Genomic DNA, 18,029 nt, shown 5'->3' on the forward strand with positions numbered 1-18,029 from the left:
CAGTATTCTTGACGTGCCCGGCTTATCCGCCTGCGCACGAAAAAAATCAAACGAAATTGCATCGCGGATCAATGAGCGTTAGTAATGGATCATGAGTGTCCAACGCCGTCTCTTGCCGAACACGGCCGCCCTTGCCGCCTTCGAGGCGGTGGCGCGCCTCGGCTCCTTCACCGCCGCCGCGCGCGAGCTCGATCTGACCCAAGGCGCCATAAGTCGGCAGATCAACCTGCTTGAGGAGCAATTCGGCCGCCGGCTGTTTGAGCGCGACAGCCGCAATGTCCGGCTTTCGGCGGCCGGCGAGACCTACGCCGAAGCGGTGCGATCAGCCCTCGGCCAGTTACGCGACGCAGCGCTTGGATTGATGAGCAATCGGCATAGCGGCGCCCTGAACCTCGCCATCCTGCCGACCTTCGGCACGCGCTGGCTGATGCCGCTGATCCCGGATTTCGTCGCCCGCCACCCCGACGTCACCATCAACTTCGCCACCCGCATCGGACGGTTCGATTTTGCCCGCGAGCGGCTGGACGCCGCCATCCATTACGGCATGCCCGACTGGCCGGATGCCGAGAGCACGCTTTTGATGCGCGAAACCGTGATGCCGGTTGTTTCGCCCGAATTCGTCGCCACCCGCGACATCTCCACGCCGGCCGATATCAGCCGGCTGCCGCTGCTTCATATGGCGACGCGCCCGGACGCCTGGAGTGAGTGGTTCGAGCATCAGGGGCTCGAGGCGCCCACTGGTCCCGGCATGCAGTTCGAGCAGTTCGGCACGGTCGCACAGGCCTGCATGGCGGGGCTCGGCGTGGCGCTGCTGCCGGAAATCCTGATTGCCGGCGAATTGCAGCGCGGCCAGTTGGTGCCCACGCCCGGCCAGCCGATGCAGAGCCGCAGCGCCTATTATCTCGTGGTGCCGCACGACAAGCGCGGCCATCCGCCGGTCGCCAGCTTTCGCGACTGGCTACTGGGCCAGATCGCCAAGGAGCCCGCTGTCCTGGCTTGGTAGCTACTTGCGCTTCATCGCCTCGGCGAGCGCCGCGCCGAACGCGCCTTGCGACGGCCTTTCCGGCTGGCGCTATGCCTTGACGTTTCAGCTACAGCAGTTCCTGCCATCGCCGCGCGCCATGGATGACGCGCACGATTTCGGCTCCGCCCTCGATCTGGCGATAGAGGATAAGGTAATTTCCTACGGGAAACGTGCGTAGGTCCGCTCGCACCTCCGGCCGGGCAATGCCCATACCCGGCATTTCGGCGATGCGCTGACAATAAGAGAGCATCTCGCTATACCAGCGCAATGCCGCCGACGGACTATCTTCGGCGATGTAGAGTGCGATCGCCTCGATATCTGCCTCGGCTTCCGGTCTTAAGCGCAGCGTCATTTACGACTTGCGTTCGGCGATTTTCGCATCGAGCTTATTTTTAATCCGGGCGAAAGCCTGGTTACCGTCGACCGCATCGCCGCTTGCCATGCCTTCATCCCAAAGGCGGCCCAACTCGTGGATGGCCTGGTCACGCTGCGTCCGGCGAATTTTCCAGTCGCGCAATGCTTCGCGCATGACTTCGCTCGCCGAGGCGTATTCGCCTGCAGCGACCACTTCCCGCATCATGTTTGCCATTTCGGGAGTGAGGGCAACACTCACTTTCTCTACGTTCGCCATACACGCATGGTAGGCAACCTTACTACCGATTGCAAGAAACGAAGTCGCTTCCTGTCCACCTACTTCCGCTTCATCGCCTCGGCCAAAGCCGCGCCGAACGCGCCTTGCGACGGCCGTTCCGGCTGGCGCTGCGGCGCCGGCGAGCGCGGTGCGGGCCTGCCGCCGCCATTGTCGCGCGGGCCTCTCGGTGCCCCGCCCTCGCCGCCGTCCTTGCGCATCGACAGTCCGATGCGCTTGCGCTTGATGTCGACATCGACGACGCGCACCTTCACGACATCGCCGGCTTTAACCACCTCATGCGCATCCTTGATGAAGCGGTCGGCCAATTGCGAGACATGCACCAGCCCGTCCTGGTGCACGCCGATATCGACGAAGGCGCCGAAGGCCGCGACATTGGTGACGGTGCCTTCGAGCAGCATGCCGGGCTTCAGGTCCTTGATGTCATCGACCCCGTCGGCGAAGGTCGCCGTCTTGAAGCCGGGGCGCGGATCCCGTCCGGGCTTTTCCAGCTCGGCGATGATGTCGCGCACCGTCGGCAGGCCGAAGCGCTCGTCGACGAAGACGCGCGGGTCGAGCGCTTTGAGCGCGGCGCTGTCGCCCATCAGCGCGCGCACGTCGCGGCCGCAGGCGGCGACGATCTTTTTGGCCACGCCATAAGCTTCAGGGTGAACCGAGGAAGCATCGAGCGGCTCGGTACCATTGGCAATGCGCAGGAAGCCGGCGGATTGTTCGAACGCGCGAGGTCCGAGCCGCGCCACCTTGAGCAACTCCTTGCGGCTGGCAAACGGTCCGGTCACGTCGCGATGCGCGACGATCGCTTCGGCAAGCGATGGCCCCAGCCCGGAAACCCGCGCCAGCAGCGGCGCCGATGCCGTGTTGAGGTCGACGCCGACGGCGTTGACCGCATCCTCGACCACCGCCTCCAGCGAACGGCCGAGCCGGTACTGGTCAACGTCGTGCTGATACTGGCCGACGCCGATCGACTTCGGCTCGATCTTGACCAGTTCGGCCAGCGGATCCTGCAGGCGCCGCGCGATCGACACCGCGCCGCGCAGCGAGACATCGAGGCCGGGGAATTCGGCCGCTGCCGTGGCCGAGGCGGAATAGACCGAGGCGCCCGCCTCGCTGACGATCACCTTGAGCGGTTTCGGCCCGCTTCCAGCCGGCAGGTCCGACAGCATGTCCGCGACCAGCTTCTCGGTCTCGCGGCTGCCGGTGCCGTTGCCGATCGAAATCAGTTCCACCTTGTGCTGACGGATGAGGGCGGCGAGTTCGGCTTGCGTGCCGCGCACATCGTTCCTCGGCGGGAACGGATAGACAGTGGTGGTCGCCACCAGCTTGCCGGTGCCGTCGACCACCGCCACCTTGACGCCGGTGCGGATGCCGGGATCGAGCCCCATGGTCGGCCGCGAGCCGGCGGGCGCCGCCAGCAACAGGTCCTTCAGGTTGCGGGCAAAGACGTGGATCGCCTCTTCCTCGGCGCGCTCGCGCAAATCGCGCATCAGATCGAGCGTCAGATGCAACGACAGTTTTATCCGCCAGGTCCAGCCGGCCACTTCCATCAGCCATTTGTCACCGGGCAGGCTGCCGCCGATCGCGTAGGCATTGGCGATCATGCGCTCGACCGGCTTCACCGGCGAGGTATCGTCGGCATCGACCTCGATGTCGAGCGACAGCACCTCTTCGTTGCGGCCGCGCAGCATGGCCAAGGCACGGTGGCTGGGCACGCCCGCCCAGCGCTCGACATGGTCGAAATAGTCGGAGAACTTCGCGCCTGCCTCCTGCTTGCCGTCTACAACTTTCGCACGCAGGAAGGCGCGCTCCTTCATATAGGCGCGCAGCTTGCCGACCAGATCGGCATTCTCGGCGAACTGCTCCGACAGGATGTCGCGCGCGCCTTCGAGCGCAGCCTTTGCGTCGGCCACTTCTTCGGTGACATAGGCGAGCGCCAGCTCCGCCGGCACCGCCGAGCGATCGGCCAGGATCGCCTCGGCCAGCGGTCCGAGCCCGCGCTCCCTGGCGATTTCGGCCTTGGTGCGCCGCTTCGGCTTATAGGGCAGGTAGATGTCTTCCAGCTCCGCCTTGGTGCTTGCCGCGGCAATCTTGGCTTCCAGTTCCTCGGTCAGCTTGCCCTGCTCGCGGATCGAGCCGAGGATCGTCTCGCGCCGCGCGTCGAGCTCGCGCAGATAGGCGAGCCGCTCGGAAAGATCGCGCAGCTGCGTGTCGTCGAGCCCGCCGGTGACTTCCTTGCGGTAGCGGGCCACGAACGGCACGGTGGCGCCTTCATCCAGCAGCCCGATTGCCGCCGCGGCCTGTTCCGGCCGCGCGCCGATCTCGGCCGCGATGATTGCTGCGATGCGCTTGATGTCCGATGCCATGCCGATCCCTGTCGAAAAGAGCGGCGACCATAGGCCGGGAGAACCGCCACGCCAACCGCAACGGTTTCATCATGCGCCGAAGGTCCACAGAAAACAGCCCTTGGAACCAGCCTCGGGTCGGCTCAAACCATGCCGCTCAGCGCCTCGAGGAACGCCACGATATCCACGTCGAGCTTGTCGTCCACCGGTTCCGGCTGCGACGACATCTTGGCGATGACCACCTCTGTCTTCGGATTGACGTAGAGCCACTGGCCATGGATGCCGATGCCGCAGAAGGCGCCGCTGTCATGGCCGGTCTGGTACCATTTGTTGCGGTAGCGCCCCTTCGGGAACAGGAAAACCATCGTGCCGCGCTGCCAAGCTTCATGGCTGCCGCCGGTGGCGACCGTGTCGCGCACCCAGGCTTCCGGGACGATGCGGCGGCCATTGGCGGTGCCGCCCTGGCGCATCATCTCGCCGATGCGGGCAAGATCGCGCGGCGTCATCGACATGCCGCCGGCGGTGCGCGCCGTGCCTTCCATGTCGACGGTCACCGACATTTCGCTTGCGGCGCCGAGCGGCAGCCACAGTTTTTCGGCGAGCAGCTCGGTCACGCGCATGCCCGACGCCCGCTCGACCAGCATGCCGAGCACGTCCGAGTTGGGCGAGCGGTAGCGATAGGTCTGGCCGTGCGGCTCGGCGAGCCGCTGGATCGTCATCAGGAATGCCGCGAGGCTCTCCGACCCGCCGCCGGGATTCCACAGCGTCGAGCGGCGGTAGCGGGCAAACGCGCTTTCCGGATCGAGATAGGCTTCCTCGAAATCGAGGCTGACCGTCATGTCGAGCACGTTGCGCACGCTTGCATCGCCATAGGCCGAGCCTTTGGCTTCGGGGATGTATCGCGTCACCGGCGCGTTGGGGTCGAGCAGCCCCTCGCCTTCCAATATGCCGGCAAGGACCGCCGTCACCGACTTGCTGATCGAAAAGATGATATGGCGGGCGCCGAACGGCATATGCGGCGCCGACCAGTCGCCGACAAATTTGCCGGCCTTCAGGATCGTCAGCCCGTCCGTATCGGAACGCTTCAGAAAGCCCTCGATGGTTTCACTGCCGCCGGCAAGCGTGATCTTCTCCGAGAGCAGTGCGCCGAGCGGTTTCGCCTGCTCCTCGCCGCCGGGCACTGCCGCGACATGCGCGCTCGGCACCAGTTCGCCGACATTCTGGAAGGACCATCGGTTGAACGGCGAAAGCCGCCAGGTTTCGAGCCGCACATCCTTGCGGGCAAAGCCATATCTGGTTTCGAACGCGGTCTTGCCGGTCACGATAGTCTCCGGTTTATCTTTGGATTTCAGGCCAGCGCGGCGGCGATGGCATGCACCGCCTTCTGCGTCGCCACCGAATAGGCCGAATTGAGGAAGTCCGGATAGGTCGAAAGCTTCACCACGACCATCCTGTGTTCCCAGCTCATATGGATCATCTGGCCGAACACGCCGCGGCACATCAGCGAGCGCGATCGCGAATCCTCGATCCAGAACTGGTTGCGGTAGCTGCCGTCCGGGAGGCTGGGGCTGAAATTCGGCCCGTGCTTGCCGGTGCGCGTCGCTTCGATCCAGTCGGCCGGGATCACGCCGCCACCATTGTCGAGGATCAATTGCCCGAAGCGGCCATAGTCGCGCAGCGTCGCGTTGAAGCCGCCATCGGCCAGCGCATAGCCGGCGCTGTCGACGGTGAAGCAGGCGCTCTCGTCGGCGCCGAGCTTTTGCCAGAGTTCTTCGGAGACAAGCTGCGCCAGGCGCTTGCCGCTTGCCCGCTCCATGATGAAGGCAAGCACGTCGGTCTCGATCGAGCGATACTCGAAAGCCGCGCCATGCGGCCGGACCCGGTCCTTCAGCCGCAGGATCAGCTCGAACAGATGCGACGGCCACGCAAAGTCGGGATCGCTGCCCGGCGGGATGGGCTTCCAGCCGGTGGCGACATCGACCTGGCCGATCTCGGAATAGCGATCAGTGTATTCTTCGGAGAAGCGCACGCCCGTCGTCATGTCGAGCACGTGCTGCACGGTGGCTCCGGCCCAGCCGGTCTCGCCGAGCTCCGGCAGATAATCCGTCACCGGCCTGGCCGGATCGATCAGGCCGCGCCCGACCAGTATGCCGCACACCGATCCGGTGACAGACTTCGCCATCGACTGAGACAGATGCAGCGTGCGCTCGTCCATGCCGTTGAAATAGCGCTCATAGGCGACCTTGCCGTCCTTCAGCACCAGGAAGCCGTCGGCATAGGTCTCGTCGAGCAATCCGGCGAGCGTCGTCGGCGCGCCGTTGCTGTCGACCACCGGCAATTCGTCGAGATCGACCTCCGCCCGCTCGAGCCGATGGCGATGGCCGCTGCCGCGCCACACCTCGACCGTCGGCAGGAATTCGCGGATGTGCTGGAAGGCCCAGCGGTTCCAGGGTGGCCTGTCCCAATCGAGCTTCGGAGGCACCAGCTTCGGCGGCGAGCCTTGCATGATCGGCGGCCGTGGATCGGAGTTGCGATAGGACGACAAGACTTCCTCCCTCGTGCAGGGTCGCCCAAAGCGCGCAGCACCCTGGGCAAAACGACATGCACAAAACCAGTCACAAGAAAGGGAGGCCGGAGCCTCCCCTCCTTTCATGCCTGCCTGCGAAATTACTTGCGCAGGTTGGTCCAGATCTTGTTGTAGATCTCCACCACGTCCGGCGGGCATGGCGGCACGAATTCCGGCGTCGGCGCGCCTGCCGGCGGGTTGAGTTCCGGCGAGTTGGCGAAGTCCGGCGTCAGGAATTTGTGGCTGCCGGCAATGCCGTTGTCGTAGCCCGCGAAATCCGAGATCAGCGCCGCGTTCTCAGGTGCCATGATGAAGTCCTGGAACAGCTTGGCGTTGTCGAGGTTCTTGGCGCCCTTCAGCACCGCGACATTGTCCATCCAGCCTTCGATGCCTTCCTTCGGATAGGCATATTTGATCGCCGGGATCTTCTGCCGCGAGCGGTAGGTCGCGCCATTCCACTGCTCGGTCACGATCACGTCGCCCGAGGTGATCTTGGTGATGGTGTCGTAGCTGAAGGTCTTCCACGACGGCTTGGCGGCCACCAGGATATCGTTGATCTTCTTCAGATTGGCCTTGTCGGCGCCGCAACGCGGCACGCCGGCATAGCGCTCCGCCGCATGCAGGACGCTGTTGACGTCGTCGAGCACGTTGATCTGGCCCTTGAGCTCGTCCGGCGGGTTGAACAGGATCGCCAGCGTATCGATGTCGCCCTTGAACTTGTCGGTGTTGACGGCGAAGGCCGTCGTGCCGAACTGCCAGGGCGCGGTGTAATGCCGGCCATCGTCCCAATAGACGTTCACGAAGCGCGGATCGATGTTCTTGCCGTTCGGCATCGCGTTGGGCTCGGTCTTTTCGAGCAGGCCTTCCTCGACCATGATCTTCACGGTGTAGTCGGACGGCACGACGATGTCGTAACCGGAATTGCCGGCGCGCACCTTGGACAACATGGTTTCGTTGGAATCGTAGTCGTCCAGCGTCACCTTGATGTTGTACTGCTTCTCGAACTTCTCGATCAGCTTCGGATTGGTGTAGTCACCCCAGTTGTAGATGTGCAGTTCGCCGTCGGCGAGCGCCGGCACTGCCCATAAGAGCACGGCCGCGGAAACCGCCGCCATCAGTTTTCCAGACATTTTATGTTTCTCCTTGCCTTCCCATTGTTATGTGTTGGAGCTCATTTGGCGCGTCGCCGCGCGATCAGGAACGAGACCGAGACGAACAGGATCGACACCATGAGCAGGATGGTGGAGATGGCGTTGATCTCCGGCGTCATCGGCCGCCGGATCTGGTTCCAGATATAGAGAGGCAGCGTCGTCTGGCCGGGACCGGCGACGAGCTGCGTGATGGTGAAATCGTCGAAGGAGACGATGAAGGCGAGCGCTCCGCCCGACATGATGCCGGGAACCAAGAGCGGCAGCGTGATGCGCCTGAAGGCGTTCCACGGCGTCGCGTAAAGATCGGCCGCCGCATATTCCAGCGTCAGGTCCATGTCCTCGAGCCGTGCCCGGATCGGCATATAGGCGAACGGGATGCAGAACACGGTATGGGCGAGGATCAGATTGCCGATGCCGAAATTCAGCCCGAACGCGCCGGCGATCAGGGCGAAGAAGGAGAGCGTCGCCACCGCCGTGATGATCTCGGGCACCATCAGCGGCAGGTTGATGACCATGAAGGCGGCGGCCAGCCCGCGCCACGGTTTCACGCGGGTCATGCCGATCGCGGCCAGCGTCGCGCAGATGGTCGAAACGATCGTCGCGGTCACCGAGATGATCAGCGTGTTCTTCGCCGCGGCATGGAATTCCTCGTTGAGGAATGCGCTGCCGTACCAGTTGAGCGTGACGCCTTCCCAATGCGTGACCAGCGAGCCGCTGTTCAGCGAGAAGATCATCAGGATCAGCACCGGCACGTAGAGCACCAGCAGACAGATGATGGCGATCGAGCGGAAGCCCGGCTGGTCCTTGATGTCCATGATGCGGGGCTCAGCCATGCTGCACCTTCCCCGACGTGTTGCGGACATAGAAGAACAGCGCCACCAGCACCGCCGCCATCAGGATCAGCGCCTGCGCGCAGCCGAGCGGCCAGTTGCGTCCCGATCCGAATTGCTGCGCGATGAGGTCGCCGATCATCAGGTGCACGCCGCCGCCCAGGATCAGCGGCGTCACATAGGCGCCGAGCGCCGGGATGAAGACCAGCAGGCAGCCGGCGATGATGCCGGGCTTCGACAGCGGGATGATCACCCGCCACAGCACCTGCCGGCGCGTCGCGTAGAGGTCGTAGGCAGCTTCGATCAGCCGGAAGTCGAGTTTCTCCAGGCTCGAATAGAGCGGCAGCACCATGAACGGCAGGAAGGCGTAGAGCAGGCCGAGCTGGATGGCGAAGTTGGTGTAGAGCATGGTGATCGGCTTATCGATCACGCCGAGGCCGATCAGCGCGTTGTTGATCAGGCCCTCGTCGCGGATGATGAACATGATCGCCAGCGTGCGGACCAGAAGGTTGGACCAGAACGGAATGGTGATCAGAAGCACCCACCAGTTGCGCTGCGCCGGTGGCCGCGTCGCCATGAAATAGGCGGTCGGAAAGCCGAGCAGCAGGCAGATCACCGTCGTCACCACCGCGAACAGGAACGAGCGCAGGTAGATGATCAGGAAGTCCGGCGTGAACTGCAGCGTGTCGTCGAAAATGTCGCGCTGGAACAGGAAGTTCAGATAGGCGTCGGTCGAGAAATGCCATTGCACGCCGCCATAGGGCGCGGCTGCGAGGAACGAATAGACGCAGATGATGACCAGGGGCAGCACGCCGAATATGCCGATGATGGTCAGCGCCGGCAGCGACAGGAGCCGGTTGCGTCGCGCGCTGGTCTTCACCGCCTGGGCTTCGAACAAGGCGGCCTTGGAGATCGTGGTCGGGGAGAGCGCGGCTGTCGTCATCAGTCTTTCAGGACGCGGGCGGCGTCCTCCTCGAACTGGATGCCGACCTTGACGCCGGTCGCGTAGGTCACCGGCGACGAGCGGCTGTTCTGGTGGCGCACGATGAAGTTTTCGCCGCCGCCGTCGAGCTTCACATGATAATGCGTGTCGGTGCCGAAATAGACGATATTGGCGAGCGTGCCGGCGATCGTTCCCTTGGCCGGATCTGGCACCAGGTCGGCATGCTCGGGACGCACCACCAGCGTCACCTCGCCGGTCGGATCGAAACCTTCCGGAAAGCCGGCGCTGATCGTCGCGTTGCTGGCGAATTTCACCGTCGCCACGCCGGCCCGCTTCGACACCACCGTGCCCGGTAGGAAGTTCGTTTCGCCGATGAAGTCGGCGACGAAGCGTTCGGCCGGCCGGTCATAGATGTCGCGTGGCGTGCCGACCTGCAGGATCTTGCCGGCCGACATCACCGCGATGCGGTCGGACATGGTCAGCGCTTCTTCCTGGTCGTGGGTGACGAAGATGAAGGTGATGCCGGTCTCGTGCTGCAGCCGCTTCAATTCGATCTGCATTTCCTTGCGCAGCTTGTAGTCCAGCGCCGACAGCGGTTCGTCGAGCAGGAGCACCTTCGGCTGCGGCGCCAGCGCCCGGGCCAGCGCCACGCGCTGCTGCTGGCCACCGGAGATCTGGCTGGTGCGGCGCGCCTTGAGCGCCTCCATCTTGACCAGCTTCAGCATCTGCGCGACGCGCCCCTCGATCTCCGCTTTCGGCTTGCCGAGCATCTCCAGGCCGAAGCCGATATTCTGCGCCACGGTCATGTGCGGGAACAGCGCGTAGCTCTGGAAGACGGTGTTGACTGGGCGCTTGAAGGGCGGCAGCGGCGCGATGTCCTGGCCGTGCAGCAGGATTTCGCCGGCGGTCGGAAAATCGAAGCCGGCAATCAATCTCAGCAGCGTCGTCTTTCCGCATCCAGACGGGCCGAGCAGTGTGAAAAACTCATTTTCGCGGATCGACACCGATACCGTGTCGAGGGCGGCTACCTGGTTTTCGCCGGTTCCAAAGACCTTGCGAACACCGCGAACTTCGATCGCGTTCTTACCCGGTTGTTCCGGCACGATTACCCCATTGAGAGAGCCTGCTCTTGTCGGCAGGTGTGTTCCTGGTTGATTGTCACCATAAGCCGGGCGGCTTGGCAACTGCGCAGCTGTGACTCGATCAGAATGTCGAGTTCAATTAAGCAATTCCTATGCCATCGTTAGGCTTGGTAGGTGATCTTCCCCCCGCAAATGGTGGTCACCGGATGCACGGTGTGCAGCGCTTCCGGCGCCGTCGCCTCGATATCAGCCGACAAAACGACGATATCGCCGAGGTAGCCGGTTTTCAGGCGACCCTTGCGATCTTCCATGAACTCCGCATAGGCGCCCTCGACCGTGTAACCCGCTATCGCCTCCTGCAGGGAGAAGCTCTGGTCTGGCATCCCTTCTGCCCAAGGCTTGCGCATGACTGCCGCCTGGATGGACAGGATCGGATCGACCGGCGAGACCGGCCAGTCGGACGCGAACACCACACGTGCGCCGGCATTTTTGAGCGTGCGCCAGGCATAGCTTAACGGCCACTTGTCGCGGCCGATGCGCGAGATCGTCGGCTCCATCGGGAAGTTCAGCGCACCCGGCGGATGCGCCGGCTGCATCGAGGCGAGTACGCCGAGTTCGGCGAAGCGCGGCACGTCGGAGGCCGTGGTGACTTCGATATGCTCGACGCGATGCCGGCTGTCGCGCTTGCCGTTCTTCTTCCGCGCCGCCTGGTAGCCGTCGAGCACCGCCCGCACCGCCCCGTCGCCGATCGAATGCACGGCGATCTGCAACCCGCGCCTGTCGGCCTCGACAGCCACCTCGGCGAAATGCTCAGGCGAAAACAGCGGCTCGCCGCGCCAGCCGGGACGGTCGGCATAGTCGTCGACCATCACCGCCGTCCAGGAATCCAGTACGCCGTCATAGAAGACCTTGACCATGCCGGACGACAGCCACTCGGACTTGTAGCTCGCGGCCATGCGCGAGGCTTTTTCCAGCATGTTCAGCTTCATGAAATTCTTGAAGTGGAACGGGATTTTGGTACGGCAAAGCAACCTTCCCTCTTTCTCCAGTCCGGCCAGCAGCTCGAGCTGATAGAGGTTGCCGTCCATGTTCTGGATCGAGGTGATGCCGTGCTTGGCGCACCATTCAAGGCCGCGATGCATCAGGTCGCGATCGGCCGCCAGCTCCTTCGCCGAAGGATAGGGATCCGGCTCGGCGCCCTCGAGGCCAAGCCGCGTCCGGTTCGCTCCGTAATGGTCGAGGACCGGCCCGAACGCCTCGCCCTCGCGCAACTCGCCGGCGGCAAGCCCGTCGGCGCCCATGACGATCTCGTTGCCCTGCCCGACCTGCCTGCCGTGCAGTAGCCCGGCCTCTTCCAGCGCCTTGGTGTTGGCCCACATCGTGTGGTGGTCGGATGCCGACATGGCGAAGGGCCGGTCGGGAATGATGCGGTCGAGATCGTGGCGCGTCACCGGCTCCGGCAGGATGGCGTAGTCGACGCCGGCGCCGATCAGCAGCCTGGCATCCGGGCGTTTCGCGGCGAAATCCTGGATCGCGTCACGCAGCGCGTCGAAGCCATGCACGCCCGCCAGATGCAGGTTGTCGAGTTCGGCCGCGCCGCCGAAGAGGTGCATATGCGCCTCGATGAAGCCCGGCAGCACCGAGCCGCCCCGGGCATCGACAACCTTCGTCGCCGGTCCTTTGAATTCTTCGATGGAAGCGCGGTTGCCAATGGCGATGATGACGCCGTCCTTGACGGCAACGGCCTCGGCGGCGGGATTGTCATCGTCCATGGTCAGCACTCGGCCGTTGACGACCACCAGATCCGCACCACCATCCGCAACCGACATCGCGACTCCACATTTTGCTGAGGGACCGGCAACGCCACGCCCGACGAGCAGCCGCTCCACCCGGGGCGACGCCATGGGACGAAAGTCGATGCCGATGCGCCGTCTTCGAAATTCCCCTTGTTATCGTTGAGGACAGCGTGGATAAAGAATGCGACTGTTTATTCGCGTTTGTCAACAGCCGGAATTTCGAATGTATAGTGGACTGCACCGCGCGCCGATCGTGAGGCCGGGCGGGGAACGGGGGCAACGAGCAGTGAAGCGCAGTCTCGACCGCAAGACCAAAATAGCGCTCGAACCGCGCAAGCAGCCGCGACAGCAACGGTCAAGCAAGGTGGTCGACAGGATTCTCGACGCGGCGCAGATCCTGACCCGCGAGCAAGGAACCAAGACCCCGACGACGCTCGCCATCGCGCAGCGCGCGGGCCTGTCGGTCGGTTCGGTCTATCAGTACTTTCCCAACAAGGAAGCCATCCTTCTCGAACTCGGCAGACGCTGGCTGTCGTCCTTTCCCGAGGTGATCGCCAAGCGTATCAAGGTCGCCCCACCCACCAACCGCGAAGAGTTTCGCCGCGAAGTACGCAAGCTCTTTATCGACACGTCCCGGATCTATCTCGACAATGCGACCTTGATGCCGGTGATCGAGGCGATCTCCGGCAACGCCGATCTGAGGCCGATCCAGGACGAATACGACAAAGAGATCATCGCGCTCTACGCAGCCTGGCTGCAGCATGTGAACCCGGCGCTCGAGGAAAAGACCGCCAAGCGGTTGGGCCTAGTGATGATGGAGGTCGGGCACGCCTGCAGGCTTGTCGGACTGAAGCGGGACCGCAAGACATTCGACCTCATCGAGGACGATGTGGAAGCCATGTGGCTGGCTCTCGTGACCCCCTATCTCAACCTCGACTGATTTCGCACCTCCAACCGATTTCGCACTTGCAGGGGAATTTCCATGAAAACTGTCTATTCGCCGCTTCATGCCGGCCATTCCGGCCAGATGGAACTGGTCACTTCGGCCATCGTGCCAGGCTTCGAGAAGCCGTCGCGGGCCGAATTCATCAAGGCGCGGGTGGAGAGCGAGAAGCTCGGGCCGATCATCGGCCCGGTCGAGCATGACCTCGCCGCTGCCAAACGCGTACATGACGCCCGCTACATCGATTTCCTGCCGACGGTCTGGCCGGAATGGGTGGCCGCCGGTTTCAAGGGCTCGGCCATGGCCTTCACCTGGCCGACGCGCGGCCTGCGCGGCGACGTGCCGCCGAAGCGCGTCGATGCCTTGCTCGGCTACTATTCCTTCGATGCCGGCGCCACCTTCGTCGAAGGCACCTGGGCGGCGATCAAGTCGTCCTTTGACGTCGCGCTGACCGCCGCCGCCCTGGTCAAGGGCGGCGAGCGCACCGCCTTCGCGCTCTGCCGTCCGCCCGGCCACCACGCGGGCGCTGCCTTCATGGGCGGCTACTGCTTCATCAACAACGCCGCCGTCGTCGCGCAATGGTTCCGCGACCAGGGCGCCAAACGCGTCTCGATCCTCGATGTCGACTACCATCACGGCAACGGCACGCAGGAAATCTTCTACCGCCGCAGCGACGTCCAGGTGCTCAACCTGCATGGCGATCCGATGGTCGAGTATCCCTTCTTCCTCGGCCATGCCGACGAGCGCGGCGAGGGCGAGGGCGAAGGCTTCAACGTCAACTACCCGATGCCCTTCGGCACGAGTTGGGAAGGCTGGAGCGCCTCGCTGGAGGACGCCTGCGCCAAGCTCGCGGCCTACGCCCCTGACGTGGTCATCGTCTCGCTCGGCGTCGACACTTTCGAGAAGGATCCGATCAGCCAGTTCAAGCTGAAGAGCGAGGACTACCCCAAGATCGGCCGGCGCATCGCCAGGCTCGGCCTGCCGACGCTGTTCGTCATGGAAGGCGGCTATGCCGTCGAAGAGATCGGCATCAACGCCGTCGGCGTGCTGACCGGCTTCGAGGACCGCTAAGCCGTACCGGATCGAAGGCGCCCTCGGCCGCAACCGGGGGCGTATCTTCTTGCGGCGTGCCCGAAAATCATTCGCTCGGTTCGACTGTGAATCACCGCCAAGCAACGCGGAGATCGGCCGCTGAGTCGCAAAGCGAGTCCATCGGATTCGATTTTGTCAAATCGCGTTTGATGTCGGATTCATCTGCGGGTAGATTAGACCCGAATCAGCCGGTCCACGGGGGGCGCGGCGACCACCCAAAGTCTCAAGTTCCGGCGCCAGGCCGGCACCAGACGCGGACGGTTTCGCGTTCCCTAGAAGGATTCGGCGCGGTTGGGCGCCGTTCGCGCCCGTAGGTGTGTCTTCGTAAACGTCACGCGTTTCGGGTCCGGCCGCTGGCTTCGCCAGCACCGGGCACAAGGATCGATTCCGGCAAGAATCCAAGAATTAAAATGAGCAGTCCCGCCGCGCTTGTCCAACCCGATGCTTCAGGCCCGCACCTGACGTCCCGCGGCGATCTCACCAGTTTCTTCATGCAGCTTGCCGCCGATATCGGCGCCGACAGCTACATGCTCGTCGCCATCGTGCATGACCAGGACCGCAACGATGCGCGCATCGTTTCCTCCAACTGGATCTTCGACGCCATAGAGCTGATCGGCAAGAGGCTGATCGCCAACCTCGCGCTGGGTCCGTTGACCGTGGCGCCGGGGGTGCGCCCCAAGCCATTGGTGGCGGCGCACGCGCCCGACGCCGGCGCATTGCTGACCGGCGAGGAGGCCCGCCTGCTCGACGTGCTCGGCCATGCTGAAATCTACTCGCTGAGGCTCAATGTCGGCCGGCAGCGGCTGTTCGTGCTGTTCTCCGCCGCCGAGGCGGAAAAGATCGACCTGACCGCCCTGATGAAGGCGCAGCTCAAATGCTGCTACGCGCTTTCCAGCATTCCGCAGCTGATCGCGGCCGCGTCCATGCAGGATCCGCTGTCGGACCGCGAGCGCGAATGCCTGTTCTGGGTTTCGGAAGGCAAGACCACCGATGAGGTGGCCGTGATCCTCGGCGTCTCATCGAACACCGTCAACAGCTACATCACGCACGCCATCCAGAAGTTCGCGGCCAGCAACCGCGCGATGGCGATCGCGACGGCGATCAGGAGCGGCATCATTTGAAGCACGCACAGGCCAAGGAGGCGGCCGCCGCCCTTTTCAACGATCAGCGCAATCCGTTCGGCGCCTTCTCGCTCGGCTCGGAGACGCATCATGCCGTGACCATCCCGGACGCGGTGCGCCGCTGCCGCTGGATCGCGGTCGATATCAATGCCTCGGCCTTCGGCCTTTATTTCGTCAGCCCGTCGCCCGAGCGCGCGCGTCTGGTGGCGTGTTTCGATTCCGACTATCCCGGCACGGCGGTCGCGACCAAATTCATCTCCGGCGCCAATGGCGAGGACGTGGTGCGCCACAGCCGCATCTCGACGGCGCCGCGCTGGTGGACCGACGACGGTATCGCCGGATCGCGGCAGGTTTTTCAGTCGCTCGCCTGGGCCGAGCAAACCGCGCCGCTGGCGCCCGGCACCAACGGCATCGCCTTTCCGGTGCATGCCGATCGCGGCCAATGCGGGCTGGTCGTTTTCCTGGGCTCGGAAATCGCCTTGTCGGACGACATGCTCTGCGAGATCCACGCCCGCTCCTTCGCGCTGTTTGCGGCGGTCGCCCGCATCCGTCCCGGCGACACCGGCAGGGCGCGCTCGATGTCCAAGCGCGAACTCGAATGCCTGAAGCTGACCGCCAACGGCAACACCAGCGAAGAGATCGCCAAGCTGCTCAAGCTCTCGGTGCATACCGCCAATCAGTATCTCACCCAGTCGACGCAGAAGCTCAACGCGGTCAACCGCAACCAGGCGGTCGCCAAGGCGTTGCGGCTAGGCCTGATCGAATAGCCGCACCGAAGCGCTTCACCGTTTCACGGAAACGGCGAACCGCCCTCAGACTTTTCCTGTAATTGCTCTAAGCCCGCGGCGCTGTGAACGCGCCGCGGCGAGCTTAGGCGGCTGCAATCAGATCATCAGGGAAATGCCAGCGGCTCGGTCTTGCGGATGCGTGCCTCGTCGATCGCGTCCTCGAGCAGGGCAGTGTTGTGCTCGGGCGTCTCGCCGGGCTTCTCGAACGACACGTAATTGACCACCACGGAAGGCCCGCGCTCGGTCAGCGTCAGCTGGAAATAGACCGTCACGCCGCGCGGCCGCAATTCGAGATCGAGCACGATGCGCGGGCTGCCGCTCCAGTCGACATGCGCCTCGCCGCCATGGCCGAGCCGCAGCGTGCCCGGCCGGAAGTAAAGCTCGGCGGCCGAGTCCACCAGGTCCGACAGGCAGGCGAAATGCTCGAGCCGGATGAAGGCGATGTAATCGGCAACGTCGATGAGCCTCAATTCGCCCACCACAGGTTCGATGGCGCTGGCGACGATCAGCTCGCGGGAGTTGGCGTGTGGTTGCCGGTCCATGGATTAGCGGCGTCCGTTCATTGGGTTGCTTTGCGCGAGGCCTTCTTCGAGTAGACGATCCGCACCAACTCGGCGACCGCCTGGTAGAATTGCGACGGGATCACGCTATCAACCGAAACTTGCTTGTACATGGAGCGCGCGAGCGCCACGTCCTCGAAGATCGGGATGTTGTTCTCCCTGGCGATCTCGCGGATCTTGAGCGCCACCAGGTCCTGCCCTTTGGCCAGCACGATCGGAGCGGAATCCTCCTCGCGCACATATTTCAGCGCGATCGAAAAGTGCGTCGGATTGGCGATCACCAGTGTCGCGCGCGGCACCGCCGTCATCATGTGTTTGCGCGCCCGGTCGCGCGCCAGCGAGCGCAGCCGCGACTTGACGATCGGATCGCCTTCCGACTGCTTCAACTCGTCCTTGACTTCCTGCTTGGTCATGCGCAGGTCGCGCCGCCAGTGGAAACGCGACCAGACGATGTCGACCACCGCGATCAGCCCCATGACGAACACGATCGCCACCAAGATGTCGACGAAGATGCCGCGGATGACGAGGCCGAAGGACACCGGGTTGGTGATCATGCCGGCGAGCAGCTTGCGGTGGTCTTCCGACAGCGTGAAGCTCAGCACCGCGATCGCGAAGCCGAGCTTGGCCAGCGACTTCAGGAATTCGACCCATCCCTGCACGCCGAACATCCGGCTCCAGCCCTTGGCGATGGAGATGCGCGACAATTGTGGCCTGATCCGCTCGCCGACGATCTGCGGCAGGTTCTGGAACACCGAAGCGCCGATGCCGGCAACCGTCAGCAGCACCAGCAGGCTGACGACGGCGCGGCCGATCTCGGTCATCACCTGCTTGTAGAGCGAAATGACGTCGGTCTCCGTGTTCATCGGCCAGGCTTCCGGCTTTTCCAGGAATGTCGACAGGAACATGCCGAGATCGACGATCGCGTCCTTGGCGTAGAAGACGGCGAAAACCAGTATGGCGAGGAAGGACGCAAAGATCGCGGTCTCACGCGAATGGGGCAGCTTGCCCTGCTCGATCGTGTCGCGGATCTTCTTTTCTGTGGCTTCCTCTGTTTTGGAATCCTTGTCGACCGCTTCAGCCATTGGACCGTGACCGTTTGACTAGAGCATGATCCCGAAAAGTGGGACCCGGTTTTCGGAAAAGAT

General features: G+C 63.8%; 17 protein-coding genes. 5 read left to right on the top strand and 12 right to left on the bottom strand.

All coding sequences use genetic code 11. The annotated features are described in order from the left end of the window. Positions 1–91: 91 nt before the first annotated feature. On the top strand, positions 92–1,003 hold the full coding sequence (locus KVT37_RS09850) for a LysR family transcriptional regulator (protein ID WP_217572176.1): 912 nt from the start codon (positions 92–94) through the stop codon (positions 1,001–1,003). A gap of 88 nt (positions 1,004–1,091) precedes the next feature. On the opposite strand, the gene KVT37_RS09855 is transcribed toward KVT37_RS09850, so the two are convergent. From KVT37_RS09855 to KVT37_RS09900, 10 genes are all read right to left on the bottom strand, one after another. Beyond that, the gene (locus tag KVT37_RS09855; RefSeq protein WP_217572178.1) at positions 1,092–1,376 is read right to left on the bottom strand and encodes a type II toxin-antitoxin system RelE/ParE family toxin; all 285 of its coding nucleotides are present in this window, start codon (positions 1,374–1,376) and stop codon (positions 1,092–1,094) included. Beyond that, positions 1,377–1,655 carry a type II toxin-antitoxin system ParD family antitoxin gene (locus KVT37_RS09860; protein ID WP_217572179.1) on the bottom strand — a complete coding sequence of 93 codons (279 nt, stop codon included), beginning with the start codon at positions 1,653–1,655 and terminating at the stop codon, positions 1,377–1,379. It lies immediately after the preceding gene. Positions 1,656–1,714: 59 nt separating this feature from the next. Further along, complete coding sequence (locus KVT37_RS09865; protein ID WP_217572180.1) at positions 1,715–4,033, bottom strand: Tex family protein; 2,319 nt, start codon at positions 4,031–4,033, stop codon at positions 1,715–1,717. Positions 4,034–4,155: 122 nt separating this feature from the next. Then, positions 4,156–5,334 (bottom strand): serine hydrolase, encoded by a 1,179-nt coding sequence (locus tag KVT37_RS09870; RefSeq protein WP_217572181.1) that lies wholly within the window; start codon positions 5,332–5,334, stop codon positions 4,156–4,158. 26 nt (positions 5,335–5,360) lie between these two features. Beyond that, the gene (locus tag KVT37_RS09875) at positions 5,361–6,557 is read right to left on the bottom strand and encodes a serine hydrolase (RefSeq protein ID WP_217572182.1); all 1,197 of its coding nucleotides are present in this window, start codon (positions 6,555–6,557) and stop codon (positions 5,361–5,363) included. A 122-nt stretch (positions 6,558–6,679) separates the two neighbouring features. Continuing rightward, complete coding sequence (locus KVT37_RS09880; protein WP_217572185.1) at positions 6,680–7,708, bottom strand: extracellular solute-binding protein; 1,029 nt, start codon at positions 7,706–7,708, stop codon at positions 6,680–6,682. Positions 7,709–7,749: 41 nt separating this feature from the next. After that, positions 7,750–8,562 carry an ABC transporter permease gene (locus KVT37_RS09885; RefSeq protein WP_217572187.1) on the bottom strand — a complete coding sequence of 271 codons (813 nt, stop codon included), beginning with the start codon at positions 8,560–8,562 and terminating at the stop codon, positions 7,750–7,752. After that, positions 8,555–9,502 (bottom strand): ABC transporter permease, encoded by a 948-nt coding sequence (locus KVT37_RS09890; RefSeq protein ID WP_254633913.1) that lies wholly within the window; start codon positions 9,500–9,502, stop codon positions 8,555–8,557. Before KVT37_RS09890 ends, KVT37_RS09885 begins: the two co-directional genes overlap by 8 nt. After that, entirely contained in the window at positions 9,502–10,605 is a 1,104-nt protein-coding gene (locus KVT37_RS09895; protein WP_217572189.1) for an ABC transporter ATP-binding protein, read from the bottom strand. The genes KVT37_RS09890 and KVT37_RS09895 overlap by 1 nt, the downstream gene beginning before the upstream one ends. Before the next feature lie 140 nt (positions 10,606–10,745). Then, positions 10,746–12,413, bottom strand: a complete 1,668-nt coding sequence (locus KVT37_RS09900; protein ID WP_217572191.1) for an amidohydrolase — start codon at positions 12,411–12,413, stop codon at positions 10,746–10,748. A gap of 253 nt (positions 12,414–12,666) precedes the next feature. Between KVT37_RS09900 and KVT37_RS09905 the strand changes: the two genes are divergently transcribed. From KVT37_RS09905 to KVT37_RS09920, 4 genes are all read left to right on the top strand, one after another. Beyond that, positions 12,667–13,320 (top strand): TetR/AcrR family transcriptional regulator, encoded by a 654-nt coding sequence (locus KVT37_RS09905; RefSeq protein ID WP_217572193.1) that lies wholly within the window; start codon positions 12,667–12,669, stop codon positions 13,318–13,320. Positions 13,321–13,362: 42 nt separating this feature from the next. Beyond that, positions 13,363–14,394 carry a histone deacetylase family protein gene (locus KVT37_RS09910; RefSeq protein WP_217572195.1) on the top strand — a complete coding sequence of 344 codons (1,032 nt, stop codon included), beginning with the start codon at positions 13,363–13,365 and terminating at the stop codon, positions 14,392–14,394. Between the two features lie 431 nt (positions 14,395–14,825). Then, positions 14,826–15,536, top strand: a complete 711-nt coding sequence (locus KVT37_RS09915; RefSeq protein ID WP_217572197.1) for a helix-turn-helix transcriptional regulator — start codon at positions 14,826–14,828, stop codon at positions 15,534–15,536. Then, complete coding sequence (locus KVT37_RS09920) at positions 15,533–16,303, top strand: helix-turn-helix transcriptional regulator (RefSeq protein WP_217572199.1); 771 nt, start codon at positions 15,533–15,535, stop codon at positions 16,301–16,303. Before KVT37_RS09915 ends, KVT37_RS09920 begins: the two co-directional genes overlap by 4 nt. 125 nt (positions 16,304–16,428) lie before the next feature. On the opposite strand, the gene KVT37_RS09925 is transcribed toward KVT37_RS09920, so the two are convergent. Both KVT37_RS09925 and flhB read right to left on the bottom strand, forming a co-directional pair. Further along, positions 16,429–16,866, bottom strand: coding sequence for a hypothetical protein (locus tag KVT37_RS09925; protein WP_217572201.1), 438 nt, complete (start codon positions 16,864–16,866; stop codon positions 16,429–16,431). 17 nt (positions 16,867–16,883) lie between these two features. Continuing rightward, positions 16,884–17,966, bottom strand: coding sequence for a flagellar biosynthesis protein FlhB (gene flhB, locus KVT37_RS09930; protein WP_217572202.1), 1,083 nt, complete (start codon positions 17,964–17,966; stop codon positions 16,884–16,886). Positions 17,967–18,029: the final 63 nt, after the last annotated feature.

The sequence above is a fragment of the Mesorhizobium sp. GbtcB19 genome (assembly GCF_019091085.1).
In the GTDB taxonomy this organism is placed as follows: Bacteria; Pseudomonadota; Alphaproteobacteria; order Rhizobiales; family Rhizobiaceae; genus Mesorhizobium.